The sequence below is a fragment of the Acetobacter zythi genome (assembly GCF_963921165.1).
Taxonomy (GTDB): Bacteria; Pseudomonadota; Alphaproteobacteria; order Acetobacterales; family Acetobacteraceae; genus Acetobacter.
In genome coordinates this window covers 1-24,428 of the sequence record NZ_CAWUEO010000045.1, presented here as the reverse complement: position 1 = coordinate 24,428, position 24,428 = coordinate 1, and the positions used below count along the sequence as shown (strand labels likewise).

Annotated in this window: 19 protein-coding genes and 1 pseudogene; 15 read left to right on the top strand and 5 right to left on the bottom strand. The window is 61.4% G+C overall.

Translation table 11 applies throughout. The annotated features are described in order from the left end of the window. Positions 1 to 98 precede the first annotated feature (98 nt). Positions 99 to 959 carry a P-loop NTPase family protein gene (locus AABE20_RS12150; RefSeq protein ID WP_338333308.1) on the bottom strand — a complete coding sequence of 287 codons (861 nt, stop codon included), beginning with the start codon at positions 957 to 959 and terminating at the stop codon, positions 99 to 101. 35 nt (positions 960 to 994) lie between these two features. Continuing rightward, complete coding sequence (gene flhA, locus AABE20_RS12145) at positions 995 to 3,028, bottom strand: flagellar biosynthesis protein FlhA (protein ID WP_338333412.1); 2,034 nt, start codon at positions 3,026 to 3,028, stop codon at positions 995 to 997. A 455-nt stretch (positions 3,029 to 3,483) separates the two neighbouring features. Between flhA and AABE20_RS12140 the strand changes: the two genes are divergently transcribed. Then, positions 3,484 to 6,687 (top strand): tetratricopeptide repeat protein, encoded by a 3,204-nt coding sequence (locus AABE20_RS12140; RefSeq protein WP_338333307.1) that lies wholly within the window; start codon positions 3,484 to 3,486, stop codon positions 6,685 to 6,687. Between the two features lie 82 nt (positions 6,688 to 6,769). On the opposite strand, the gene AABE20_RS12135 is transcribed toward AABE20_RS12140, so the two are convergent. Then, positions 6,770 to 7,951, bottom strand: a complete 1,182-nt coding sequence (locus AABE20_RS12135) for a lysozyme family protein (RefSeq protein ID WP_338333306.1) — start codon at positions 7,949 to 7,951, stop codon at positions 6,770 to 6,772. On the opposite strand from AABE20_RS12135, the gene AABE20_RS12130 reads away from it, so the two are divergent. From AABE20_RS12130 to AABE20_RS12115, 4 genes are all read left to right on the top strand, one after another. Beyond that, positions 7,950 to 8,159, top strand: coding sequence for a hypothetical protein (locus tag AABE20_RS12130; protein WP_338333305.1), 210 nt, complete (start codon positions 7,950 to 7,952; stop codon positions 8,157 to 8,159). The genes AABE20_RS12135 and AABE20_RS12130 overlap by 2 nt on opposite strands. Positions 8,160 to 8,293: 134 nt before the next feature. Next, positions 8,294 to 9,388 carry a flagellar basal body P-ring protein FlgI gene (locus tag AABE20_RS12125; protein ID WP_338333411.1) on the top strand — a complete coding sequence of 365 codons (1,095 nt, stop codon included), beginning with the start codon at positions 8,294 to 8,296 and terminating at the stop codon, positions 9,386 to 9,388. 7 nt (positions 9,389 to 9,395) lie between these two features. Next, positions 9,396 to 9,725, top strand: coding sequence for a rod-binding protein (locus tag AABE20_RS12120; RefSeq protein WP_338333304.1), 330 nt, complete (start codon positions 9,396 to 9,398; stop codon positions 9,723 to 9,725). Next, positions 9,722 to 10,150 (top strand): hypothetical protein, encoded by a 429-nt coding sequence (locus AABE20_RS12115; protein WP_338333303.1) that lies wholly within the window; start codon positions 9,722 to 9,724, stop codon positions 10,148 to 10,150. Before AABE20_RS12120 ends, AABE20_RS12115 begins: the two co-directional genes overlap by 4 nt. Positions 10,151 to 10,189: 39 nt before the next feature. Here the strand turns inward: AABE20_RS12115 and AABE20_RS12110 are convergent, their stop codons facing one another. Next, the gene (locus AABE20_RS12110; RefSeq protein WP_338333302.1) at positions 10,190 to 10,696 is read right to left on the bottom strand and encodes a hypothetical protein; all 507 of its coding nucleotides are present in this window, start codon (positions 10,694 to 10,696) and stop codon (positions 10,190 to 10,192) included. Between the two features lie 38 nt (positions 10,697 to 10,734). Then, positions 10,735 to 11,436: a glycosyl transferase gene (locus AABE20_RS12105; RefSeq protein ID WP_338333301.1), complete on the bottom strand. Its 702-nt coding sequence runs from the start codon at positions 11,434 to 11,436 to the stop codon at positions 10,735 to 10,737. A gap of 290 nt (positions 11,437 to 11,726) precedes the next feature. Here AABE20_RS12105 and AABE20_RS12100 point away from each other — a divergent pair, with 290 nt between their 5' ends. From AABE20_RS12100 to AABE20_RS12055, 10 genes and pseudogenes are all read left to right on the top strand, one after another. Further along, positions 11,727 to 13,880 carry a DUF1217 domain-containing protein gene (locus AABE20_RS12100; protein ID WP_338333300.1) on the top strand — a complete coding sequence of 718 codons (2,154 nt, stop codon included), beginning with the start codon at positions 11,727 to 11,729 and terminating at the stop codon, positions 13,878 to 13,880. Positions 13,881 to 14,018: 138 nt separating this feature from the next. Next, positions 14,019 to 15,371, top strand: a complete 1,353-nt coding sequence (gene fliI, locus AABE20_RS12095) for a flagellar protein export ATPase FliI (RefSeq protein ID WP_338333410.1) — start codon at positions 14,019 to 14,021, stop codon at positions 15,369 to 15,371. Positions 15,372 to 15,381: 10 nt separating this feature from the next. Continuing rightward, positions 15,382 to 15,807 (top strand): flagellar export protein FliJ, encoded by a 426-nt coding sequence (locus AABE20_RS12090; RefSeq protein ID WP_338333299.1) that lies wholly within the window; start codon positions 15,382 to 15,384, stop codon positions 15,805 to 15,807. 195 nt (positions 15,808 to 16,002) lie between these two features. Further along, positions 16,003 to 16,767: a hypothetical protein gene (locus tag AABE20_RS12085; RefSeq protein WP_338333298.1), complete on the top strand. Its 765-nt coding sequence runs from the start codon at positions 16,003 to 16,005 to the stop codon at positions 16,765 to 16,767. A 17-nt stretch (positions 16,768 to 16,784) separates the two neighbouring features. Then, complete coding sequence (locus AABE20_RS12080) at positions 16,785 to 18,125, top strand: flagellar motor protein MotB (protein ID WP_338333297.1); 1,341 nt, start codon at positions 16,785 to 16,787, stop codon at positions 18,123 to 18,125. Positions 18,126 to 18,206: 81 nt separating this feature from the next. After that, complete coding sequence (gene motA, locus AABE20_RS12075) at positions 18,207 to 19,091, top strand: flagellar motor stator protein MotA (RefSeq protein WP_338333296.1); 885 nt, start codon at positions 18,207 to 18,209, stop codon at positions 19,089 to 19,091. 48 nt (positions 19,092 to 19,139) lie between these two features. Beyond that, on the top strand, positions 19,140 to 21,200 hold the full coding sequence (locus AABE20_RS12070; protein ID WP_338333295.1) for a beta strand repeat-containing protein: 2,061 nt from the start codon (positions 19,140 to 19,142) through the stop codon (positions 21,198 to 21,200). A 39-nt stretch (positions 21,201 to 21,239) separates the two neighbouring features. Further along, entirely contained in the window at positions 21,240 to 22,043 is an 804-nt protein-coding gene (locus tag AABE20_RS12065; protein WP_338333294.1) for a flagellar hook assembly protein FlgD, read from the top strand. 201 nt (positions 22,044 to 22,244) lie between these two features. Then, complete coding sequence (locus AABE20_RS12060; RefSeq protein WP_338333293.1) at positions 22,245 to 23,756, top strand: methyl-accepting chemotaxis protein; 1,512 nt, start codon at positions 22,245 to 22,247, stop codon at positions 23,754 to 23,756. 94 nt (positions 23,757 to 23,850) lie between these two features. Next, a pseudogene (locus tag AABE20_RS12055) lies at positions 23,851 to 24,428 on the top strand (IS5 family transposase); the annotation flags it as partial.

Below are 24,428 nucleotides of genomic sequence, written 5' to 3'. Positions count from 1 at the left end.
GCACCCCACAGGCTGGTGGTATGGCGGGGTGGGTGCGTTTTATCCGGCGTGCGGTGTGTGCGGTGCGTGCGGTGCGTGCCGGGGGGGGGGAGTGCCGATCAGGAGGGGAGGGTCAGCAGCCGGTTTGCCAGAATGGGGGCGTTGAGCGGCACAAGCCCGCCCACAATGGAGGACGAACAGCTGCCATAGGTCAGGGTTAAGCCACAGGCGGCAGCGGCAATAATGCCGCCAACCCGGCCCGCCTGATCCATTTTGCTGGCAACCATGGTTGTTGCGCCGCGTTGGGCAAAGGCATAGCCAATATCGGCCGATTCCTCGGCATCCAGCCCGGCGGGCAGGACCAGACTGAGCGTTGCGCCAACGCGTTCGACCATCTGCATCATTTTGCCCATGCTGACGGGGGAGTAGACGCAAATGCCCGGTAGATCGACCCAGATGGGCTGCCCCGGTTCCTTGTGCTGCACGGCGTCCGCCAGAATTTCGGACGTGCTGCCCTGAATGATGGGAATATTATAGGGCTGGAGCAGAGCGGAAAGCTTGGCAAAGCTGCCTGCTGTATGGTCGCATGCAATAATCAGCGGTGGAGGGCTGTTTTTGTGTTCCTCGGCCAGAATGTAGCGCGCGGCCAGCTTGGCCAGCACCAGCGTTTTGCCCGAACCCGATGCCCCGCCAAAGGCAAGGGGGGCCTGCGTGGCATCGGGCAGGGCGCCAAAGGACAGAACATTGTTCAGCCCGTCCGCCAGTGTTTTGCCTGCAAGGGCATGGATGAGCGGCTGGGGCACGGAGTGCCAGCGCAGAATGTCCTCTACCGTCAGATGGCTGACCGGCAGGGCCACGCCATCGGTCGCAGGTGTGGTGTTCTCCGCTGCCTGTTCGGGCACGGACAATTCCTCCTGCGTACTTCCCTGACGGCGCTCCGCAGCCTTCTGGCTTGCGGTGTCGGAGGGACTATCCTGCATATTCTACTCCCATGGTGCGGTCTTCTGGCGAACTGTCACGATATGGTCGCAACCGTCTTGATCCGGGCACGAGGGTATATCTCAGCTTGTGACAGAACGGAAATGGAAGGACGTACCCGTTCGACAATGGCGTGCATGGAATCTCTTACAGGGGAGGCGACAACAATAACCGGAATTTCGCCGTTTGTGGAAAGGGCGTTAAATGTATCGCGCAGTTTTCCCACAAAAACATTGAGCATGGAAGGTGGCATGGCCAGCTTACGGTCTTCTGCCGGGCCGGTAATATGCGCCATAAAATCTGATTCCCATTTGGAGGAGAGGGTGACAATGGGAATATACCCACCCGGCCCCACCAGCGTGTTGCAGATCTGGCGCGACAGACGCATGCGCACATGGTTGGTCAGCGGCCCAATACCGCGCAGGCCCATGCCGCAGGCTTCCTGAATGCTTTCCAAAATTGTGGGCAGGTCACGGATGGAAACCCGCTCGGCCAGTAGGGCCTGCAACACGCGCTGCACGGTGCTGAGCGGCACCTGCGAGGGAATAAGGTCGTTAATCAGCTTTTGCTGTTCACGCGGCATGTCGTCCAGCAGGGCCTGCGTTGCCACGTAGGTCAGCAGGTCGGGCAGGTTCTGGCGCACCATCTCGCTCAGATGGGTCACAATCACACTGGCCGGGTCCACCACGGTGCAGTTCAGCGCCATGGCTTTGGTTTTCTGGGCGGGGTCTATCCACACCGCAGGCAGGCCAAAGGCGGGTTCTGTTGTTTTTTCGCCCGGTACGGGGGGCGCTCCGCCAGAGGGGGTCATGGCCAGCAACTTGTGGGGCCGGACCTCGCCGGAGGCAATTTCGATCTCCTTCAGCTTGATGACGTATTTTTCCGAAGGCAGATGGATGTTGTCCTGAATGCGCACAGGCGGGGTGACAAAGCCCATTTCGGTGGCAACCGAGCGGCGCAGCGCCTTGATCTGCTCGGCAAGCTGGGGGGTGTCTCCACCGGTCAGGGGCAGCAGGCCAAAGCCCAGCTCAAGGCGGAGCAGGTCCAGCTTGAGAATGTCGGAAATGGGGGAGGCTGTGGGCTGCGGGGTAATTTCGGTTACGTCGCCATCGCTGTCGGCGGCGGGGGCGCGGCTGCGCAGCCATGCGCCCGTGCCCGCGGCTACGGCAATAGCCAGAAAGGGGAAGGCGGGCAGGCCGGGCATAAGTGCGAACAGCGCGGACAGGGCGGCGGCCACCCCCAGCGGCTTGGCGTTGCCACTGAGCTGGCGGGCCAGAATAACGTCCGCCGTGCCATCCGTGCCGCCCTTGGTCACCACAATACCGGCCGCGGTGGACACCAGCAGTGCAGGAATCTGGGAGACCAGACCATCGCCCACGGTCAGCATGGTAAAGGTGCTGGCGGCCTCGCTGAGCGGCATGCCGTGGCGGAGCACACCAATGGTCAGCCCCCCCACAATGTTGATGGCGGTAATGATGATGCTGGCTATGGCATCGCCACGCACAAATTTGGCCGCACCATCCATGGAGCCGTAAAAGGCGCTTTCCTCTTCCAGTTCCTTGCGCTTGGTGCGGGCGGTGCGTTCGTTAATCGCGCCGGAGGCCAGATCCGCGTCAATGGCCATCTGCTTGCCCGGAATGGAGTCCAGAAAGAAGCGGGCCGCCACTTCGGCAATACGCCCCGACCCCTTGGTAATGACCATAAAGTTCACGACCAGCAGGATGCAGAAGATGATCCCCCCGATCACCACATCCCCGCCCATAAGGAACCCGCCAAAGGCGGCCACCACGTGGCCTGCGGCATAGGGGCCTTCGCTCCCGTGGCTCAGGATCAGCCGGGTTGTGGCGATTTCGAGCGAGAGGCGCAAAAGGGTGGTCAGCAGCAAAAGCGTGGGGAAGGAGGTAAAGTCCAGCGGGCGCTCAAGGAAAAGCGCTACCATAAGCACCAGCACCGAGGAGGTGATGGAGATGGACAGCCCCATATCCAGAATAAAGGTGGGCAACGGCAGAATAAGGATGGACAGCAAAAGTACCACGCCAATTGCCAGACCAATGTCCGTGCCGGGGAACATGGTGCGCCACGGCAGGGCCTTCCACCCGCCATTGCGCAGGGTTCCGGCTGCGTGGGTCAGCATGCGCGAGCCTGATGCCAGCCTTACGCGTGCGGCCGCGGTCCGGTCCGCCAGTTTGCCAGCAGCGGCTTTTTTGACCGAGTTGCCATCGGCAGTATCCAAGAACCACGTTCCCTTTTGTGTTTTTGGCGGCACGGTTTATGGCAGATTCCGTAACGGTCCATCCTGCTGTGAACCATGACAGAGTGCGCCTTTAAGGCCCATGTCCGTGCGACACAAGTACAGTTATCACCAAGTGCAATCCAAGGCCAGAAAATGGTTCTGGCTTTGGGCATGGATGCAGGTGTGGTGGAGCGGGGCAAGGCCCGGCGGCTCTGCCTCTGCCACATGGCATGAGCCGGATGAGCATGGTAAGGCTGAACCTGTAAGATATTGACGGGTATTAAAGGGCGGACATGACAGCGATTTGGGAACCCGAAAAGGCAAAGATGCAAAAGCTCATGGCCCAGAAGCAGCAGCTTTTGCAAAACCCCGATCCTTTGAAGGCCGGAGAGCTGTGCGAGGCTCTGTGCCACAACGGACTGACGGATGAAGGGGTGCGGCTGGCGCTGGAGCTGGTGGGGCGCTTTGGCGATCAGGTGCCCTATTTGCTGGTGGGGGCCTATATTCTGTCTACGCATGCCGCCCGTTACGATATTGCGGCGGCTCTGCTGCACAAGGTTGTGGTTCTGGACCCCCAGAATGCGGCGGCCAGAATCCATCTGGCCAAGGCTCTGGTGGCCAAAGGGGACCTTGCTGGCGGCAGCGCCCAACTGGCCGACGTGATCCGCCGCCACCCCGAGCAGAGGGTGGACGCCGTTCTCCAGATTTCTGAGACATTCCTGCGGATGGGCTACCCGCAGGAGGCGCTGGATGTCATGCTCTTTACGATCCAGCAGGTCGCACCGCAGGCGCAGATGTTTAACCTGATCGGGTGCGCGCTGGGTTGCCTGAACCGCTCGGAGGAGGCCATTCCGTGGTACCGGCAGGGCGGTGTGCTCGACCCCGAGAACGAGGGTATCAAGCTCGGTCATGCTCTGGCGTTGCTCAAGAGCGGCCATTATGCCGAAGGCTGGGAGCGGTTTGCGGCCCGTTCGGCCAAGCTGACCCAACTGACGCGCAGACTGGCGCAGATGCCCCTGCTGCAACGGGGGGACGATGTGGCTGGTAAAACAGTCGTCCTGTATCAGGAGCAGGGTCTGGGGGACACACTCCAGTTTATCCGTTTTGTGCCGTATCTGGTGGAGCGGGGCGCGCAGGTTACCGTGGCGGTGGGCGGTGTGCTGGAACGGTTGTTGCGTCTGTCCTACCCGGACCTGAACGTGCGGTTGCTCACCGGCTTTACGCTAGAGGAACGGTTTGATTACAGCCTGCCCATTCCCAACCTGCCTTACATTACGTGCCTGCGCGATGTTGCGGATATTCCCGCCACTGTGCCCTATTTGCGTGCGGACCCGCAGGACGTGGCGCGCTTTGGCGCGCTGCTCCCCCCCGGCCGCCCACGCATAGGGCTGGTCTGGTCTGGAGATAAGCGTCTGACGGGGGAGGACGTGCTGGCCGACCAGTTGCGCTCCCTCTCCCTTGCCGTCATGGGGGCGGCCATCAGCCCGGTGGACGCCACGCTGGTCAGCCTTCAGTTTGGCGCGCCACGGCAGGAACTGGCCACATGGCAGGGCCAGCCCATTTTTGACCCCATGGACCACGTGCATGATATGGCCGATACGGCCGCGTTGATGGACAATCTGGACCTGATTATTTCGGTAGATACATCTCCGCTGCATCTGGCAGGTGCGCTGGGGCGGCCTGTGTGGATGATCAGCCGGTGGGATGCATGCTGGCGATGGGGGGATGCGGGCGAACACACGCCATGGTACCCGAGCCTGCGTATTTTCCGCCCGCAGGAACGCTCTTTCGGGCCGGTTCTTGCACAGGTGGGTGCTGCGTTGCAGGCATGGGTGGCAACCGCGCGCCAGAGCATGCCCCATGCCGGTTCCGCCGGGCAGAACAGCATGAGCGAGATGGCCAGCCTGCTTGAAGAGGGGGCTGCTGCAACCCTGCCTGAAGGCATGACGGTGGAAAAACTATGGGAGCAAAGGCGTGCGCTCCTGCAAACACCGGCCCCCGAGCAATTCCGGGGGCTGGTGACCATGCTGTTCGAGCTGGGCCACCATGTTGCCGCGGAGCGTCTGGTGCGCGACATGCTTCTGGCCCACCCTGAGGATACGAGCATTCTGCTCAGCGGGCTGTTCCTGCTCAGCACCTACACATCGCGGCATGACCTTGTGGTCGCACTTTTGCGTAAAGTCATGCATCTGCTGCCCGATCTGCATGAACTCAAGCTTTATCTGGCAAACGGCCTGATTGCTCAGGGTGACCTGAGCGGTGGCCTGCGTGTTTTTGCCGATATCATGCAAAACCATCCCAAACTGCACCTGTATGCCTGCGAACATATGTCGCTCGCATTGCAAGATGCGGGGTATCTGGATGAAGCCTGCCGGGTTCTGGAGGACTGGTTCCGTAACAGTGAGGAAACCACGCCCGCTCTGGACAACAACATGGCCTGCGTACTCCAACGCCTCAACCGCACAGAAGAATCCCTTAAATGGTATGAAAAGGCCGTTAAGGGACAACCCGATAACCCAGCTATAACAACGGGTTATGGTCTGACCCTGTTCAAGGCCGGGCGCTTTGGGGAGGGGAGGCCATATTACGCGAGCCGTGTGCTGGGTCTGGCGGACCCGCTGGCGTGGTACCATAATCTGCCACGGCTTGAGGCAGGGGATGCCGTGGCGGGCAAGTCCATTGTGGTGTGTCAGGAGCAGGGGTTTGGAGACAGTCTCCAGTTTGTCCGCTTTGTGCCCCAACTGGTGGCGGCGGGGGCGACTGTCACACTGGCCATGCCCTCCAACCTTGTGCGGCTCTTTACGCTCTCCTTCCCCATGGTAACGGTGGTGGAGGATCAGGCGTTTACGCAGCGCGAAGGGTATGATTACAGGGTTCTGCTGCCCGATCTGCCCTTTGTTATGGGGGTGGAAACTGTTGAGGATATTCCAGCCAACATTCCATACCTGAAGGCAGACCCCAATGATGTGGCCCGCTTTGCGGCCCGCATGCCTGCGCGCAGGCCCAGAATCGGGCTGGTATGGGCCGGGGGCAAACGGCCCAAAGCTGCGGATTCCATTGTGGATCAGCGCCGTTCAACCGCGCTGGCCAATGTTGGCCCCGCCCTGACCCCCGTGAATGCCGAGCTGATCAACCTCCAGCACGGCCCTGCACATCAGGAACTGGCGGCATGGCACGGGCAGCCCATTTTTGACCTGATGGCCGATGTTTACAACATGGCGGACACGGCCGCCGTGGTGGAAAGTCTGGACCTTGTGGTGTCGGTCGATACCTCGATCGTGCATCTGGCGGGGGGGCTGGGTAAACCGGTGTGGATGGTCAGCCGGAGGGATGCATGCTGGCGGTGGGGAGAGTCGGGCGAGACATCTCCATGGTACCCGACCCTGCGTATTTTCCGTGCGCAGGAACGCTCTTTTGGGCCAGTGCTGGAGCAGATGGGGCAGGCTTTGCGGCAGTGGGTGGCCACATGGCATCCGGGCAAAGGTGCGCTGGACTAACAGCGCACTCCCAACCCGCCCTTTTGCGCAGGCTGAGGGCCGCGGGTTAAGGCCGCTGGCCCGTGGGCCAGCGCCCGCCTGCTTACTCGCTTCCCTGAGAGGCCATGCGCTGGGTGCTGGCCCGCGCTACGGGGGCCGAGCGGTAGGAGGCAAGGGAGCGCCCGCGCATGCCGCTGCCCCGGCTGTTGCCCACAGGGCCGGGTTCCACAAAATTCCGCATGCCCTGAAAAGGGTGGAACACCTTGGGGTGCGAGATCTGGGGTGTGCCGTCTGGCCCCATGCCCGTGCTGGCCTCGGCCACCATCATGGGGGCATGGTGGATGGACGGGGTCACAGGGTGCGGGAAGACCTGCGGCATTAACGGCGATTTTTGCGCGGTTTGCGGGCCTTCACGCCCATCCTGGGGCATGGCCCATGCTTCCAGCACCTTCCACTGGTAGGGCGTGCCTATGCCCGGTGTTTGCGAGTGGTAGGCGGCTGCCGCGCGTGGCCAGCTTCCCATTTTTTCAAACATCTGGAGCAAAAAGCTGCCCGCATACATGGCGTTGCGCAGCGGGTCGAACGCCTGATCGAGCGAGGGGAACGCATCGGGGTGTTGTTGTAGGTTGACCTGCATGCACCCCACGTCAATGGACATAATGCCTTGGTGGCGGAAGTTCTCTACCGCGGCCACAGCCTCGGCCCGGCTGTTGTAATGGTAGCCAATGCCTGCTGCGTTAATGGTCCATGGCCAAGCGGAAACCGTGCCATCGGATTCGACCTTCCCGCTTTCCACCCGCCCCATGGCGGACAGAAATCCGTCGGGAATATGCAGGTTGCGTTCGGCCTGTGCCGTGGCCTCCGTGCACAGCCCGGCCTCGGCCGAGCGGGCATGGGCCTGTGTGGCGCTGGTGGCCGCATGGGCCACGCCTGCAAGGGCTGCAACGCCAAGGAGCCAGCGTGCGGGCAGGGTGCGGGGGTTGGGTGGCGTCATGCGCGGTGTGGCGGGGGCCGGGGCGGAGCGTGCTCCGGGCGGCGGTCCCTTACCTCCTTGGCTGGTGTGGCTCTCTGGCAGTTCTGGTGCGACTGTTATTCGGGGGCTGCACGCACGGATATGGCGGGCCTGCCCGGTCGGTTCTCTCCAAGGCTGTATGCCTGCCGCACCGATCGTGCAAGGATTCATGTCCTTAACATCATGCCATGTCTGGTCTGGCCAAAGTATGGCATGGGGCGTGGGGGGAATGGTTTTTTTGCGCGCTCGGCTTGGCTGCCTGATTAATGTCATGATTTTGCATGATCTTTGGCAGGTTCTACCACAACCGGTGCGCGAGCATGCGCGCTACGGGGCGGGTGGTCGGGCAAAAAAAGGCTTTTGGGCATGGGCCGTGGCAGGTTACATGGGCATTGAATGTGATGGCCAGCGCGCCTATTCTTATGGCACAAGGCTACGTGATAACCCGGCACTGCATGCCGGGCTGATCAATCAGGGGTAAACAGGTATATGAGGAACCGCCTCAAGGCGAGCAACGGGCAGGCCGGCAAGGCCCGCCAGCATGGTGGCAGGGCGGTCCCTTTGTTCAGCCGTATGGGCCGCGCCTTTGGTGCGCCACGGTGGGCGCAGGCTGTTATGGCCGCCTTTTTCATGCTCTCCCTGTTTGTGCCAGTATCCCCCGCCCACGCCATTACGGTGCGGGTAAAGGATATTGTTGATTACGAAGGCGTGCGCGACAACCAACTGGTTGGTTACGGGCTTGTTGTGGGCCTGCATGGCACGGGCGACCGTCTGACCAACATTATCTTCACGCGTGAAACACTGATCAGCATGCTCAACCGCTTGGGCGTGAACATTCGTGACCGCGAAATTCAGTTGCAGACGCATGACGTGGCCGCCGTTATGGTCACCGCCACCCTGCCGCCCTTCTCCCACGGGGGCGGGCGGATTGACGTAACCGTTTCCGCTGTGGGTGACGCGCAGGACCTGACCGGGGGCACCCTGCTGGTCACCCCCCTTCAGGCTGCCGATGGCGAGGTGTACGCCGTGGCGCAGGGGTCGCTTGTGACCAACGCCTTTACCGCGGGCGGGCAGGCGGCCACGGTCACGCGTAACATTCCCACCAGCGGGCATATTGCCAATGGCGGGGTGGTCGAGCGTGAGGTGCCGGTCAAACTGGGCGAGACGGGGATTATCCACCTCTCGCTCCACAACCCCAATTTTACCACCGCAACCCGTGTGGCCGAGGTGATCAACCGCAGCATTGGCGCGCGCATGGCGCAGGTGGATGACCCGCGCACCATTGCCGTGGACCTGAGCGGACGCAACGCAGCCCTTACCCTGTACCGTATTGGCGACCTCCAGATCGAGCCGGATACCATGGCCAAGGTTGTGGTGGACGAGGCCAGCGGCACCATTGTTATGGGCGATAGTGTGCGTATTAGCACCGTGGCCATTGCACAGGGCAACCTGACCATTCAGGTCACGGAAACCCCGCAGGTGGTGCAGCCAGCCCCCTTCTCCAATGGTGTAACCGCCGTTGTGCCCCGTACAGAAGCCAATGTGAGCACGGACAGCTCGCACAGGCTTGGTATTTTGCGCGAAGGGCCAACACTGGCCAGTCTGGTGGCGGGAATGAACGCGCTCGGCATGGGTCCGCGTGACATGATTGGTATTTTGCAGGCCATCAAGGCCGATGGCGCCCTTCAGGCCGATCTGGAAGTAAGGTAGGCACAGCATGAGCACGGTAGCCAACGTAAGCGCGGCCCAGATTGCCAGCGCACAGACCACCGCCTCCACCCAGTCCGGGTTGAAGGAGGAAGTGCTGGAAAAAACCCGCAAGGCTGCCATCGAGTTCGAAGGCATGACCATTGGCGAAATGCTCCAGCCTATGTTTGATACGGTGGATACCGCCAACGGCCTGTTTGGCGGCGGTGCGGCCGAGTCCCAGTTCCGTTCGTTGCAGATATTGGAAATGGGCAAGCAGATTGCCAATAATGGCGGCATTGGTCTGGCGGACAGCGTGTACCGCCAGATGCTGGCCATGCAGGAAAAAGGTCAGGCATGACCAGTAAACCTGAAGACCTGCAAAACCGCCTGTTGCAGGCGTTTGGGGCTGTCAGTGCTCTGCTGGAGCACGAAAACGCCCTGCTCAAAGCAGGCCAGTGGCAGGAGGTGGAAACCCTGCTGCCGCGCAAGCGTGACCTGATGGATGTGTTGCGCAAGCTGCTGCCACCGGGGCAGACCAAACCGCTGACCGCCGAGCAGCGGAGTGCTACGGTGCATTCGGAAATGGAAAAAGCCGCCAGGCAGTTTAATGCTCTGGTGCGCGTCAATGAGGAACTGCTGCAAAGCGCCATTGCCGCGCAGAGCACACTGATCAAACTTGTGCTGGATGATGCCGCACAGGAGCAGCGCACAGGCTATGGCGCATCTGGCGGCTATACGCTGGACCCCCATGCCGGAGCACTGGCGTTGCGGAGCGACGTATAGCCCCACCCGCCTGAACCCCACTGTGGGGGTGGGTGTTTTTTACCAGTAGCCGCCAATAACCTTGCGTGGCTGGTCCCCTGCGGGGTCGGCCCCGGCGTACCACGCGCTCCAGTCCCACAAAAAGGTGTCTCGCCGGTTTTCCGCCGTCATGGCTGCCAGTTCATCCACAACGGATGTCTGCTGCTGCTTTTTGTTCCGCATTTCTGTCGCGGTCATGTTGTGCAGTGTACGAAAGGCGTTTTCAGACCCCATATACACACATCCACACCCGATCGGGTCTGCGTACAGGTAGATCGGGCCATCGGGGGAGGGGCGGTAGGTCAACTGCCCGGGGGGCAGAAGGTTCATCATGGCGTAGCGCGCGGTTGTGTCCGCCTGATGGGCAATAAACCCGGCTTCGGACAGGGTTTTCCCTTTTGCCAGATACGGGGCCGCGGGGGACATGCACCCCGCAAGTGCAACGCACAGCAGCCCGGTCGCAGCCTGCGCCAGCCGTTTTGCGGGGCGGGGTGTGGCCTTGGCCTGTAAGGGGCTGCCTGTGTGCATCTGCGGGTTCCGTGCTGTGGTTTTTTTTTAAGGGTGGGTCAGGCCGCGTCTGTCATGCACAGTGGCGGCACGCAGACAAACGCCTTCATGGTCGAATACTGCAGGCTCATCAACTGCGCGAGCGTCTGGGCCGGAGTGCCGCCATCCTGCGGGTTGGCGGCAGGCACAGTGGTGCTGGTCAGCGGCAGGCAGGCCTTGATCAGTTTGTCGGCCCCTGTGGGGGAGATGGCGTAGCCGCTCACGCTCTGCGTGGCCAGCAGCGGGAAGGCAAGGGAGGAGACCTCCATCTCGCTCAGCGCGCCTGCGCCACGGGCGGAATAGGGGGGCTGCACCGCGCCGGTGAACAGGGCCAGTTCGGGCAGAACATCAAACTGCACCGTGGAGCCGGGGGTGTTGCCCCAGAGCACAAAGTCCCAGTCCTGCGGCAGGCTGGCCAGAATGCGCGTGCTTTCGGCCTCAAAGTTTGCGCACAGCACGGCGTTGCTTTCAAACACATGCGCTGGGGTCTGGTGCTGGGCCACATTGCCCCACAGGGAAACATGCGACAGGGCCTGCGCAAAGGCTGCACGCGAGAACAGACACTCGGCGGAGATCAGGTTCATCTGCTGCATGGCCTGTATGTCCAGCGCCTGTTCGCTCATGCCGGTGGAACGCACAAGGTCTGGCACATGGGCATTCAGTTGCAAAAACCGCTCTGTCTGGCTGGTTGCTGCATCGGAGCTGATGAAAAACTTGAACATTGGTGGTTCCTGTCGGGTGGCAAGTGCAAAAAATACGCTCACAAATGGGGCGCGTTGAGGAACAGGTGCGGTCATGGGCAAATGTACCTGCCATGACGGAACCGTAATTGGGGTCAAGAATACGGCAGAGTCAGGCGCATGGAAAGCCTTACTCTGCCGCCATCTCCCTGCGGGTATATTCCTGTGGCTTTGTTGGGGGCAAAACCGTATAATGGTATGAAACGCACATCTGTTTTGGGCCAGCAGGCAGTAACCGCTCCGTTGGCGAACGCACGTAAAGGATTGGATTGATGAGCATTAGCGGTATCTCGCCGGTAAGCCAGTATCTGACGGCCCTGAAGAATGAAGATACCGCAGCCTCCACCTATGCCAAAACGGATGTGACCACCAAGCAGACCGTGGCCGCGTTTGAAAAAAGCGCTTCGACCATTACCACGGCCAGCCAGTTGCTAAAGAACTATTCCACCCTTCAGGTTGTGCTGGGGGCTTACGGAATGGATTCCTATTCCTCCGCCACAGCCCTTGTGAAAAAACTGCTGACGCAAGACCCTGATTCGTCCACCTCGCTGGCCAAAAGCTCCAGCAACGCAACGTGGCTGGCCTTTGCGGACGCCTTCAAATCCTGGGGGGAAGGGGGCGGCAGCGTGCAGACCACGCCGCTGACAAACTCCACCATTACCTCCATTGTTAACGAGTACAAGACGGATACGCAGGACTCGGTCACGAGCGATATTTCGAGCTTCAAAAGTGCTGCAACCTCCATTACCACGGCCAGCCAGTTGCTGAATAACTCCAGTGTGCTGGATGTGGTTCTGAGCGCTTTTGGTATGGACTCCCTTGAGGGAGACACAACAATCCTGACCTCCCTGCTGACACAGGACCCCTCGTCTTCCACGTCGTTGGCGCAGACATCGGGCAATGCGTCGTGGCAGGCCTTTGCCTATACGTTTCAGGCCATGGGGCAGGGGGGTGGTACGGCCACATCCACGCCGTTCACATCCTCCACAATCAGCACCATTGCCTCGCGCTACCAGATTGCGGTCAACGTTGCGATTGATAGCAATGTCAACACGTTCAAAAGTGAAGCGGCGCAGATTTCCACCGCGTCCGGGCTGATGAACAACGCGACCGTCCTGTCCATGGTCATGAGCAATTACGGCCTGGATTCCAGCACGGATAACGCCTCCATTCTCCAGACCCTGCTGTCGCAGGACCCCACATCCTCCACATCGCTGGCGCAGGCTTCGGGCAGCACGGCATGGAAGGACTTTGCAACCGCGCTCAAGGCGCTGGGGCAGGGGAATGGTACGGCCACGTCCACGCCGTTCACGTCCTCTCTCATCAGCACCATTTCCAGCAAATATTCCGCCGAAATCGGGAGCGAAACAGCCGCCGCCATCACCACGTTCAAAAGCGACGCGGTGGGTATGGATTCGGTGGATGATCTGCTCAATGACGGTACGGCCCTGCAGGTTGTGCTGGGGGCCTATGGCCTTGGCGGGCTGGCGAGTGATACCGAGGTGGTGAAAACCCTGCTCACACAGGACCCCACATCCTCCACATCGCTGGCGCAGACATCGGGCAATTCGTCGTGGCTGGCTTTTGCGGAAGCCTTTAAGGCATGGGGGCAGAATGGTGGTCAGGGCAGCATCATGTCCTCCACCCTTATTACGTCCATCTCTACGGCCTTCCAGTCCAGCATGGGGTCGCTGGTGCAGTCCGGGCTGAGTACTTTTGCGGCTCAGGCCTCGTCCATCACAACGGCCAGTGGGCTGCTGTCCAATAGTGCTGTCCTTCAGGTTGTTACTGGAGCCTATGGGGTCGATGCGGCCAGTAATGAACAGACGCTGATCAACAGCCTGCTCACGCAGGACCCCACATCCACCACATCGGTGGCCAAGGCATCGGGCAATTCAACGTGGCAGACTTTTGCTACAGCCTTTGAGGTCTGGGGCAAAAGCGGCGGCAGCGTGAGTGCAACACCGTTCACGTCGGACAAGATCAAGAGCATTGTGGATGATTACCAGCTGCGGCAGTACGAAAGCAGCAAGAGCCTGAGCGATAACGGTGTGGGCAACGCCCTGTATTTTACCCGCACCATGAGCAGCATTACCTCCCTGTCTCAGCTTATGTCGGATACGACCCTGCTCAAGGTGGTGGAGACCGTCTCGGGCTATGACCCGGACCAGTTTGGCGCGCTGGACTACGACCAGCAGGTGCGCCTGCTGTCCAAAAAAGTGGACCTGACCAAGCTGTCCACGCCCAAGCAGATCCAGCAGTACGCGGAGCAGTATCTGGCCATGTTGCAGATCAACCCGCAAACGCCCGATACCCCCGCAAGCCTGCTTGACCTGTTTGGTGGGGATGACAGCGACGATGGGATTCTGGCCCTGTTCGGGAGCAGTAGCGATTCCTCGGGCGATCTTTATTCCGGCCTGTTCTAGGCAAGGTGGCCCCACCCGCATGACGGGGGTGGGGCAGCATAACCCCGCATCAGGTTTGTTGTTGACGTGAGTTCGGACCCGCATTCCCCTTCGCCTGTCGAGGTATCCGTATCCGCCCTTTCCGGTGTGCTGGACGCGGTGCGTGGCGCCATTGCTGGCCCCCGGCATGATGTACCGGTGGGTGTGCTGGAGGGGCGGGTTACCGGGCTTTCGGGCCTGTCAGTCTCGCTCAGCGGGCTGCGTGACTTTACGGGTGTTGGCGACCGCGTGACCATTTACGGGCTGGATGGGCGGCAGACGCAGGCCGAAATTGTGGCCTTTGCGCAGGATATTGCCATTGCCATGCCCTTTGGCTCGCTGGAGGGTATTGGGTCGGGCTGCCGCGCCACCTTCCGGCTGTATGATCAGGAACAGCGCCGCCGCCGGGCGGGGGGTACGCTTATTGTCAATGCCGGGTGGCAGGGCCGGGTTGTGGACCCCATGGGCCGCCCGATGGATGGCAAAGGCCCGCTTCCGTCCGAAGGTACGGCCCAGCGGCTCCATGCCTCCCCGCCCGAGGCCGCCATGCGTGGCCGCCTTGGCCCGCGCATAGACCTTGGGGTGCGCGCACTCAACCTGTTTACCACCTGCCGCGAGGGCCAGCGCCTTGGCCTGTTTGCAGGCTCGGGCGTGGGTAAATCCACCCTTATGGGCATGCTGGCGCGCGATACGGCCTGCGATGTGGCGGTTATTGCGCTGGTGGGCGAACGTGGGCGCGAAGTGCGCGAGTTTGTGGAGGATGATCTGGGGCCGGAGGGGCTGGCCAAGTCCGTTGTGGTGGTCGCCACGTCCGACACATCCCCCCTTATGCGGCGCGAGGCCGCCTATGCCGCCATGGCCGTGGCCGAGCACTTCCGCGATCAGGGCAAATCGGTGCTGATGCTGATGGACAGCGTAACCCGCTTTTGTCAGGCATTGCGTGAGATTGGCCTGTCCTCGGGCGAGCCACCGGCCACGCGCGGCTACCCGCCCAGTGTGTTTGCCGAACTGCCCCGCCTGCTCGAACGCGCAGGTCCGGGGCTGATGGACCAGAACGGCCATGCAGGGCAGATGACGGCCATGTTCTCCGTGCTGGTGGAAGGGGACGACCAGAACGAACCCGTGGCCGATGCCGTGCGCGGTATTCTGGACGGGCATGTGGTGCTGGAACGGCGCATTGCGGAATCGGGGCGTTACCCTGCGGTCAATGTGCTGCGCTCCCTCTCGCGCACAGTGCCGGGATGCCTGACGGAGGAGGAGAACCAGCTTGTGCTGCAGGCGCGCTCCTGCCTGTCCACATGGGACGAGATGCAGGACATGGTGCGCCTTGGCGCGTACCGCCCCGGCAACGACCAGCGCGTGGACGAGGCCATTCGTGTGGCGCCAGCGGTGGAGGACATGCTCAAACAGCGCAAGGGGGAACGCGCAACCCTGCCCGAAAGTTTTGATGCCCTGCGCGGCGCGCTATCGTAACTGAAGACCCATGAGCAGCGCGCGAATCCGCTCCCTTAAGGCGCTTATCCGTGTGCGCAAAAAAGAGGTGGACGAGGCCCGCGCAGGCATGTCCCGCGCGCTGGCGGCCGAAAACGCGGCCCTGACCGAGCTTGAGCGGCAGTTGACCCAGATTGAAGTCGAACGTGACGAGGCCGAGGGCGATGCCGGGCGCGAGACCTTTCGCCTGTGGCTGCCGGTTGCGCAGGAAAACGTGGCGCGGGCGGAGGATATGGTACGCAAGACCCGCAACGATTCCATACGTGTGCGGGAGGAGCTGATACAGGCCAACGCCGCCTTCAAGGCCGCGCAGACCCTGCTTGATAAGCGCGAGGAGGAGGAGCGTGTTCTACAGCTCCGGCGCGAACAGGCCGAACTGGACGATCTGGCCCGGCGTGCGCGCCCGTTTTTTTTGTAAGTTCGGGCAAGTTCCACCGTTTGGTCGGAATAAACGGCAAAGCCATGAAAAAACGATGGCAAATGGCTCTTTTCTTATGTTTGATCCTTGAGAAAGCAGAGTGCGCCCGCTATCGCTTACAGATCATAAGGGGCTGACAGTGATCGTGAGATGCGACCCGTTTCTCCCCACACTCGTGAGTGATTAGGAAAACGTATGCAACAGACAGCGCAGCAACCCGCAAAAATTTTTATTGCGACCCCCTGTTTTGGTGGGATGGTTACGCAGGAGTATATGGAATCCATTATTGCATGCGCCGGAGTGCTTCAGGTCCCCATGACCCTCTCCCTGTTGGGGGACGACGCCATGATCAGCCGCGCGCGCAATACCCTGACACATAAATTCCTCACGCTGTCTGATGCAACGCATCTGCTGTTCATTGATGCCGATATTGGCTTTCCGGCCGAAGCCCCCGCCCGCCTGCTGGCCGCAGGCAAGGACGTGGTGGCCGGGGCCTACCCGATCCGCGAGTACTTCTGGGACAAAACCACGCAGGAAAACATGCTGCGTGGTGAACCGCAGGACACCGCCTCCCTGCGCTATGTGGGCGAAACCGAGGCCATGCACCACCAGATTGAAAAAGGACCCATGGTGCAAACGCATTACGCGGGTACGGGGTTCATGCTCATCAGCCGCACCGCACTGGAGCGTATGGTCAAAGCCTACCCCGAAACCGCCTATACCCGCATAGACGCCGCCAACGGGGAGACGGGCAGCACCGCCCACGCTCTGTTTGATGGTAGCATTGACCCCGAAACCGGAACCTACCAGAGCGAAGACTTTACCTTCTGCCGCCGCTGGCGCGAAATTGGGGGCGAAGTCTGGCTGGATACCTCCATCAATCTGACACATGCAGGCCGCGCCGCGTTCCATGGCAAGCCGGGCTGCCGTGTTGGCATGGTTCACCACAAGGGCGCCTAAGGTCGCAGTAGCACCACATGCCAGATAACAAAAAACGCCCCATCATTATCAAACGTGGTGGGGATTCCGGCGAGCATGGTCATCACGGTGGCGCATGGAAAATTGCGTACGCCGACTTCATGACGGCCATGATGGCCTTCTTTCTGGTCATGTGGCTGCTCAACGCAACAACGGAGGAGCAGCGCAAAGGGATTGCGCAGTTCTTTAACCCCATGGCGGAAAAAGACACCCGCCTTGGCTCCTCCAACGGTATGCTCGAAACATCTCCCTCCCCCCTTACGGCAGGGACCACCTTGCGCAAGGTCAAGGATGGAGACGCCCCCGATGATGACGGCGGCGAACAGCCCGGCGCCAAGGATGCGGCCCGGCGCTCGGAAGAGGGTGGGTCACCCGACAACATTACCCGTGGGCTTAAGGCGCACCTGACCCCTGCATCCCCCGCTATTATTCCCGTTGGCGGACCGGAGAGTGGGGGGGGCAAAAGTATTGGCACCATTGGTGTGGACAACCCCGTGGCCGCTGCCGCCGAACAGACCAAAATAGACAATATGGTGCAGGGGCTGGAACAGTCCGTGGCGCAGAACCCCGATACGCAGGACGCGGCCAAGAACATGACCGTCTCCTTCGGGCGTGATGATATCCGTATTGAACTGCGTGACGCCAACAACACCCCCATGTTCGACACGGCCTCCGCCACCCCCAATGCCGCAGGGCGCAAAATGCTGGAGCAGATTGGCGCGTGGCTGGCCCCCATGCCCGAGCAGCTCTCCATTGTGGGGTATACCGATGCCGACCAGTACCGCACCACCAAGCGCGGCGTTGGCATGTCCAACTGGACCCTGTCCGCCCAGCGGGCCGATGGCGCGCGTGAGGTGCTGGTCAGGGCGGGTTACCCTGATCGTAATATTCTGAGCGTTTCGGGTCGTGCGGACCGGGATCTGGCGGTGCCGGCAGAGCCGGATTCGGCGGCCAACCGGCGCGTGGTGCTTATTCTGCACCGCCGCTTTGTAAACCCCGATCAGGCCGGTGGTGGGGCCATTGTGCCGCTGCCTGCTGGTGCGCCTGCGGCTACGGCCCCTGCGGGGCAGGCGGCGGCTCCTGCGGCTCCATCAACCCCGCCCGCAGCAGGCCCTGCCCAGCCTGCGGCCAGTGGCGCCGCCACCCCGGCTGCTACCCCGGCCCCCGCCCCCGCAGCCCAGCCTGCGGCTGAAGCGCCAGCCCCTGCCGCGCGGCGGACACGGGGTGTGCGCGTGCGCACGGTTACACGGCCCAGAACACCCCAGACCGTGGCCCCCGCCGCCCCGGTGGACCAGCCTTTTCAACCCTCGCAGGATACGTGGACACCCGCGCCGCAGTAGCCCGCCCGTAATACGATGATGATTGTACGCCACGCAGGTGCTGCCCGCGTAGTGCAAGTAGATGGAAGTGGAGACCGTTAAATGCTGTTCATCGGGGGGCTCATTTTTGCGCTGCTCTGCGTATTTGGTTCGTTCGTGGCATCGGGGGGGGCTTTGGCCCCGCTCATCATGTCCATGCCGTTCGAGCTGCTGACCATTCTTGGGGCTGCGGTGGGTATTTTTGTCATGTCCAATTCCAAGGACGTGCTCAAGGAGTTCCCGCACTATCTGCGTCGCACCATCAAAGGCCCGCGCTACAACAAGGCGGCCTATACGGAGCTTCTGGTCACGCTGTTCCGCTTTATGCGGCTGGCGCAGGCCAAGGGGAACATGGCGCTTGAAGAGCACATTGAAAACCCGAACGACAGCAGCATTTTCGCGCTCTCTCCCAATGTGCGTGACGATGTGCCAACCCGCGCGCTCATTTGCGATTACCTGCGTCTGGTCAGCCTGAACATGGATGACGCCTACCAGCTGGACGAGGTTATGGGCCGCGAGCTTAAAAAGAACCTGAGCGAGGAGCTGCATACCTCCGAAAGCCTGCAAAGCATTGCCGACGCCCTGCCAGCCCTTGGCATTGTGGCCGCCGTGCTTGGGGTTATCAAAACCATGGCCTCCATTAGCAAGCCGCCGGTCATTCTGGGCGAGATGATTGCAGGCGCGCTTGTCGGGACCTTTCTGGGTGTGCTTTTGTCTTATGGCGTTGTGGCCCCACTTTCGTCTAGGATGCGCGATGTGGTCATGCAGGACGCACGCTACCAGGACCTGATCCGCACGGTGTTTGTGGCGCATCTGCAAGGCAACCCGCCGCAGATCTGCGCGGAAATCGGGCGTAAGGACATTCCGCATGCGTTTATGCCAACCTTTGCCGAGCTTGATTCTGCCCTGTCCGAGGCCAGTAATCCGGGTGCGGCAGCCGCAGCCTGAGCGTAGGATAATGTCGGCGGTCACCCCGCTGGCGGGATGGAGGACGTAATGGGTATTAAATCTACAAGTGCTTCGAACCTGAGCGAAAACGCACAGGAAACGCCTCTGTCCTCCCTGTTGACCGCCCTTACGTCACGCAGCACCACGGGGGTTTCCACCTCCACCACCACGCAGAACAGTGGCTTTGCCGCCGTGCTCAAAAGCATGTCCGCCCCTGCCACCACCACGCAGGCCCGTGCCGCCACCACACAGCAGTCCACCACCACGACTGCGGATGATGACGCCACAACCCAGAACGCCAGCAGCACGGCCAGCCAGCCCGACACGGATACAACCCCCAACCCCACCACGCACCACGCCAAAACCAGCAAAACGGGCAATGGGGTTTCCAGCAAAACCGGTGCGGCAACCACGCATCAGTCCGCCAGGGCGCAGTCTGATACGACCCGGAACACCGCAAGCACCCAGTCCACCACCCAGTCCGACAGCAGTGATGATGCGGATACAACCGCCTCCACCAGTGCAGCGGACACCAGCGCCACCACATCTGTAGCCGCCACGGACCAGACCGCGCAGGACACAACACTGTGGGATATGGCGCAAACCCTTATGCAGATGGCCATGCAGGGTGCCGCAACCGTGCCGGGGCAGACCACAGGCACAACAGGGGATGCCACCCAGAGCAGCGCGGACAATGCCGCCGCCGCCAATACCACGCAGGACGATACCGCACTGGCGGCGGCCTCCACGCTGGCCGCCACCATACAGGCCTCGACCGGGCAGAACGCGGGCGGCCTGCCTGCTACCGCCGCGTTGCAGAACACGGCCAGCACTGCGGCTGACCTGTTTGCATCGCTGGGTCTGGGCGCTGTGGCGGGGCAGGGGGCTTCGGTCTCCCTTACCGCCGGGTTGTCCGGCATTGGGTCGGGGCTTGCTTCTGCCATAGCCCAGCCTGTAACCGGGGGGGCTGGCTGGGCCAGCAGCCTTCTGGGGGCTACGGGCAGCGTTACGCAGGCGGGTGTGGCCACAACCCCGTCCAGCACTGTGGCGCAGGGTACGCTGGCAGGTTCTGGGGGCAGTTCTGCTGTGGCGGCCAGCGCCGTTGCCAGCCCCGCCAGCCTTGCCACCCGTAACGCGGTTAGCCAGTCCTCTGCCGTGCAGGCAACATCGGGCACAACAGCGGCGGATACCGCGCAGCAGGTCGCGTTAACGCTCCAGCAGGTTGCGGCGTCCATTAGCACTGTGAGTGTTAGCCAGTCTGGCCAGCAGAGCGCTCAGGCGACAGACAGCATTGCCGCACTTTCCCTGAACACGGACGGGCAGAGCACCGCCGCACCCGATGCCACCACTGCCATGGTAGCGCTGGGGAGCAGTGTGCAGGAGGCCGTGGGCCAGAATCAGTCCGGTTTGTCCGACCAGTCAGGTCAGGGGAGTGGGGCGGAAGAGCAGGCCCTGCTGGCCGATGGCGCGACCCAGACCAGCACGCTGGCGCAAAATGCGGCACAGGGCGCATCGTCCTTTGCTTCCACGTTGGGATCGGCTCTGGGTGGGGGTAGCACCACTCAGGCGGCTGCAACCCCCGCGCAGGCCGGGGCTACGGCAACCCCTGCGGCGGAAGATGGGGAGAGTACGGGCCTGTTCTCCCTCGCGAGTGCCACAAGTGCGGATACGGGTGTGTCCGTTACCGTCATGACCGCCGATTCCACGCCCGTGCATGTGCGCGTGCAGGGGACAGATGGCGTGACCACAGGTGTTGTTCTGCAAAGCGAGGACGCCGCAACCGCGCACCATTTGGCCAACACACGGCACGAGCTTGTTGCAGCATTGGATGCGGCGGGTGTAAACGTGGGGCAGATCAAGATTGATGTTGTCAGCCCGAGTGATGCGGGCAACAGCACCTCCCAGCAGGGGACCGGCAGCGGTAGCGCCTTTGGGGGCGCAAACACCAGTGCGGGGCAGGATAGTGGCCAGCAGACCGGCGGTAACGCATGGACCGCCAGTGCCGCATCCGCTGGGCAGAATGTGGCGGATACCGCAGCGCAGGACGGGAGTACAGCCGCCTCTGCTACGCGCACTTATGATGGACGTGGGGTTAACATTACCGCCTGACCCGGGCGTATTACAGGCACACAGGAAGGAAGCGGGCGCATGTCCACGACATCTCTGACAACCAACGAGTACACCCTGCTCTCGGCAGCCGAATCGACGGCCAAAAGCTCTGCGGCTACGTCTGGTTCGTCCTCTTCTTCCACATCGTCCACATCGAGCACGGCTGCGCTGTCCTCTTTGGCGAATAACTACACCACGTTCCTGACCCTGCTGACCACGCAGCTCCAGCATCAGGACCCCAGCAGCCCCATGAGCAGTGACTCGTTCACCAGCGAACTGGTGCAGTTTGCCGGGGTGGAACAGCAGGTGCAGACCAACTCCAAGCTGTCCTCGCTTATTTCGCTCAACGAGAGCGGGCAGCTCAGTGCGGACAGCGCGCTTGTGGGGTCCAAGGCCACGGCCACCACAACCACCCTGCCATTGCAGGACAGCTCCGCCACACTCAACTATCAGGGTACGTCCGGGCAGACCGTGGCCATTGCCGTGTCCAACTCGGCTGGCACCATTGTCAAAGACGATCTGGTTACCGCCAGCAGCGGCACCAACACCTGGACATGGGACGGCACGGACAACAGCGGCAACAAGCTGTCCGATGGCGCTTACAGCGTTGCGGTCAAGACCATGGATTCGTCGGGCAACACGTCCGATGTGTCCTTTACGGTGACCGGCACCATTACCGGTATCCAGACCGGTACGGACGATATGGAAGTGCAGATGGGTGCGGCCACCATACCCATGAGCAAGCTGGTTAATGTGTCCAAGGCTTCCACCACATCCTCGTCATCAACATCCTCTACAACGTCGGATGATGATGATGAGTCGACCTCCTCGACCGGGTCGTAATTTCTGGCGGGGTGTGGCGCTGCCATGCCCCCCCATATGCTCTGGCGAATGCGCCCTGTGTGGCGGGGTGGGCCATGTATTCGTGGCCCTTTTTTGTCGGGGTTGAAATAAACCTGACATATGTCTTAACATTAAATTGACGGACCGGGGGTAAAACCGGCTATGCCTTACGCCAATAACTGGCAGTAAGGCGGAACAATTATGTTGGTATGGTTTACCGAAAAAGCACCGCTCAGGCGGAAAATTTCCATCGTTATGGCCTGCCTGCAAGCCTACATGATTTTACAAATTCTGGTGCAACTGGTCAGTTCCGAACTGGACCTGCCGCTGACTGTGCAGCGTTATCTGGGCTTGGGTGGCTTTGCGGTTAGCTCGCTTATGGTGTTTTTGGCCCGCTGGGTGCTGATCAGCCGTGCCGCGGTTCCGTTTGAGACCATTACAGCCCTGACCGAGCGGATTGCCGCTGGCAAGCTGGATGAAAAAATCCCCTACGTGGATTGGAGCGACTGCGCGGGCCGCCTTGCCAAAGCGCTGACCACGTTCCGCACAGCACTGGTCAAGCAGCTTGACCTGCAACAGATCGCACAGGACAGTGCAGCCGAGCAGCAGCGCCTGAGCACCCTTACGCAAGAGCGGGCGGTGGAGCAGAATGGCCTGATTGTGGAACTGGGCAAGGGCCTGCGCACACTGGCTGATCGTAATCTGGCGTTCCAGTTTACATCTCCTTTTGCGCCGGAGTTCGATGCTCTGCGCCGCGATTTTAACGAGGCTGTGTCTTCCTTGGCGGAAGCTATGGAAGAAGTGGCCGCCGCATCCGCCCTTATTCAGGGTGGGTCCATGGAAATTGCCGAGGCCTCGCAGGATTTTGCCCAGCGGACCGAGCGGCAGGCTGCCGCCATGGGGCAGATGGCCGCCTCTATTACCAGTGTTAAAAACGGCGTGGACGACCAGTCCGAAGCCGCGCAGGAAGCGCGCGATGCAGCCCAGAGTGCCCATGCCGCCGTGCAGCGTTCCACCAAGGTCATGCTGACCGCCATGTCCGCCATTCAGGAAATTGCAACATCGTCGGCCAAAATGTCCGCCATTATTGGCATTATTGACGACATTGCCTTCCAGACCAATCTGCTGGCCCTGAACGCAGGTGTGGAAGCCGCCCGTGCGGGCGATGCCGGGCGTGGCTTTGCCGTGGTTGCGACCGAAATCCGGGCACTGGCGCAGCGGTCCTCCACGTCTTCGCGCGATATTCGGAGCCTGATCGAAATTTCCACCAAACAGGTGACCGAGGGCGTGCGCCTTGTGGAACAGACCGACAAGGAACTCAGGCTGGTAGCCGGGCAGGTGGAGGCCATTACCGGCCATGTGGCCAACATAGCCAGTGTTGCGCGTGAACAGGTGGGCAGCTTGGGTGAGGTTAATACCGCCGCCACCCATATTGACGCCACAACCCAGCAGAACGCCGCCATGGTGGAGCAGACGGCCGCTGCGGCCCATAACCTGAAGACCGAGGCCGCCAACCTTGTGAACGTGGTGGGCCACTTTACCCTGCCCGGCGCAGGCCCGGCCCTTGCCGGACCCGGTGGTGGCAAGGCGCGTGCAGCGCTTTCTGCTCCGGGTTCCTCTGCGCCACGCCGTCCTGCGGCCATTGCGCCCGGCAAACCAGCCCCTGTGCGCCAGTTGGAAAGCAGCGGGGCGGATGGCTGGTCGGAGTTCTAGGGCGTGTCGTCAGTTAAACGGGGGGATTATGAAGCTTGTACTCCCGTTTGATTTGTGATGTTTTCTTCCTGTTTCTGGAACGGGGAGAGTGTGAATGCGACGGTATGGTCTGAGCGATGGTCAGTGGGAGCGGATAAGAGATCTTCTCCCGGGTCGCGATGGTCATGTCGGTGGGACGGCTGCGGATAACCGTCTGTTTATCGAAGCCGTGCTGTATCGTTACCGTGCAGGCATTCCCTGGCGTGATCTGCCTGCCCGGTTCGGGGACTGGAAGAACGTGCACCGGCGGCTGCGTCGCTGGTGCGAAGGCGGCGTGATCGAGCGGATTTTCCGGCATCTGGCTGCTGACCATGACAACGAATACATGATGATCGACAGCACCATTGTCCGTGCTCACCAGCATAGCGCGGGCGCCCGTAAAAAAGGGGTATGGATCAGGCCACCGGGCGGTCCCGTGGCGGACTGACCACGAAAATCCATGCCATTGTCGATGCCGCGGGAAAGGCTGCGGCTCTTTCCCTGACGCCCGGACAAAGGGCCGACATCACAGAAGCAGAGCCATTGCTCGATGAAGTCGATCCCGTGGTCTTCATCGCCGACAAGGCTTATGATGCCGATCCCCTCATCGAAAAGCTTGAAGAGCGGGGGATCACACCGGTTATTCCGTCAAAG

Excerpts from the sequence above, each read along its gene's own strand:
- AABE20_RS12150 (WP_338333308.1), bottom strand. The coding sequence starts at position 959 with ATGCAGGATAGTCCCTCCGACACCGCAAGCCAGAAGGCTGCGGAGCGC.
- flhA (WP_338333412.1), bottom strand. The coding sequence starts at position 3,028 with ATGTTCCCCGGCACGGACATTGGTCTGGCAATTGGCGTGGTACTTTTG.
- AABE20_RS12140 (WP_338333307.1), top strand. The coding sequence starts at position 3,484 with ATGACAGCGATTTGGGAACCCGAAAAGGCAAAGATGCAAAAGCTCATG.
- AABE20_RS12130 (WP_338333305.1), top strand. The coding sequence starts at position 7,950 with ATGATTTTGCATGATCTTTGGCAGGTTCTACCACAACCGGTGCGCGAG.
- AABE20_RS12135 (WP_338333306.1), bottom strand. The coding sequence starts at position 7,951 with ATGACATTAATCAGGCAGCCAAGCCGAGCGCGCAAAAAAACCATTCCC.
- AABE20_RS12125 (WP_338333411.1), top strand. The coding sequence starts at position 8,294 with ATGGCCGCCTTTTTCATGCTCTCCCTGTTTGTGCCAGTATCCCCCGCC.
- AABE20_RS12120 (WP_338333304.1), top strand. The coding sequence starts at position 9,396 with ATGAGCACGGTAGCCAACGTAAGCGCGGCCCAGATTGCCAGCGCACAG.
- AABE20_RS12115 (WP_338333303.1), top strand. The coding sequence starts at position 9,722 with ATGACCAGTAAACCTGAAGACCTGCAAAACCGCCTGTTGCAGGCGTTT.
- AABE20_RS12110 (WP_338333302.1), bottom strand. The coding sequence starts at position 10,696 with ATGCACACAGGCAGCCCCTTACAGGCCAAGGCCACACCCCGCCCCGCA.
- AABE20_RS12105 (WP_338333301.1), bottom strand. The coding sequence starts at position 11,436 with ATGTTCAAGTTTTTCATCAGCTCCGATGCAGCAACCAGCCAGACAGAG.
- AABE20_RS12100 (WP_338333300.1), top strand. The coding sequence starts at position 11,727 with ATGAGCATTAGCGGTATCTCGCCGGTAAGCCAGTATCTGACGGCCCTG.
- AABE20_RS12090 (WP_338333299.1), top strand. The coding sequence starts at position 15,382 with ATGAGCAGCGCGCGAATCCGCTCCCTTAAGGCGCTTATCCGTGTGCGC.
- AABE20_RS12085 (WP_338333298.1), top strand. The coding sequence starts at position 16,003 with ATGCAACAGACAGCGCAGCAACCCGCAAAAATTTTTATTGCGACCCCC.
- AABE20_RS12080 (WP_338333297.1), top strand. The coding sequence starts at position 16,785 with ATGCCAGATAACAAAAAACGCCCCATCATTATCAAACGTGGTGGGGAT.
- motA (WP_338333296.1), top strand. The coding sequence starts at position 18,207 with ATGCTGTTCATCGGGGGGCTCATTTTTGCGCTGCTCTGCGTATTTGGT.
- AABE20_RS12070 (WP_338333295.1), top strand. The coding sequence starts at position 19,140 with ATGGGTATTAAATCTACAAGTGCTTCGAACCTGAGCGAAAACGCACAG.
- AABE20_RS12065 (WP_338333294.1), top strand. The coding sequence starts at position 21,240 with ATGTCCACGACATCTCTGACAACCAACGAGTACACCCTGCTCTCGGCA.
- AABE20_RS12060 (WP_338333293.1), top strand. The coding sequence starts at position 22,245 with ATGTTGGTATGGTTTACCGAAAAAGCACCGCTCAGGCGGAAAATTTCC.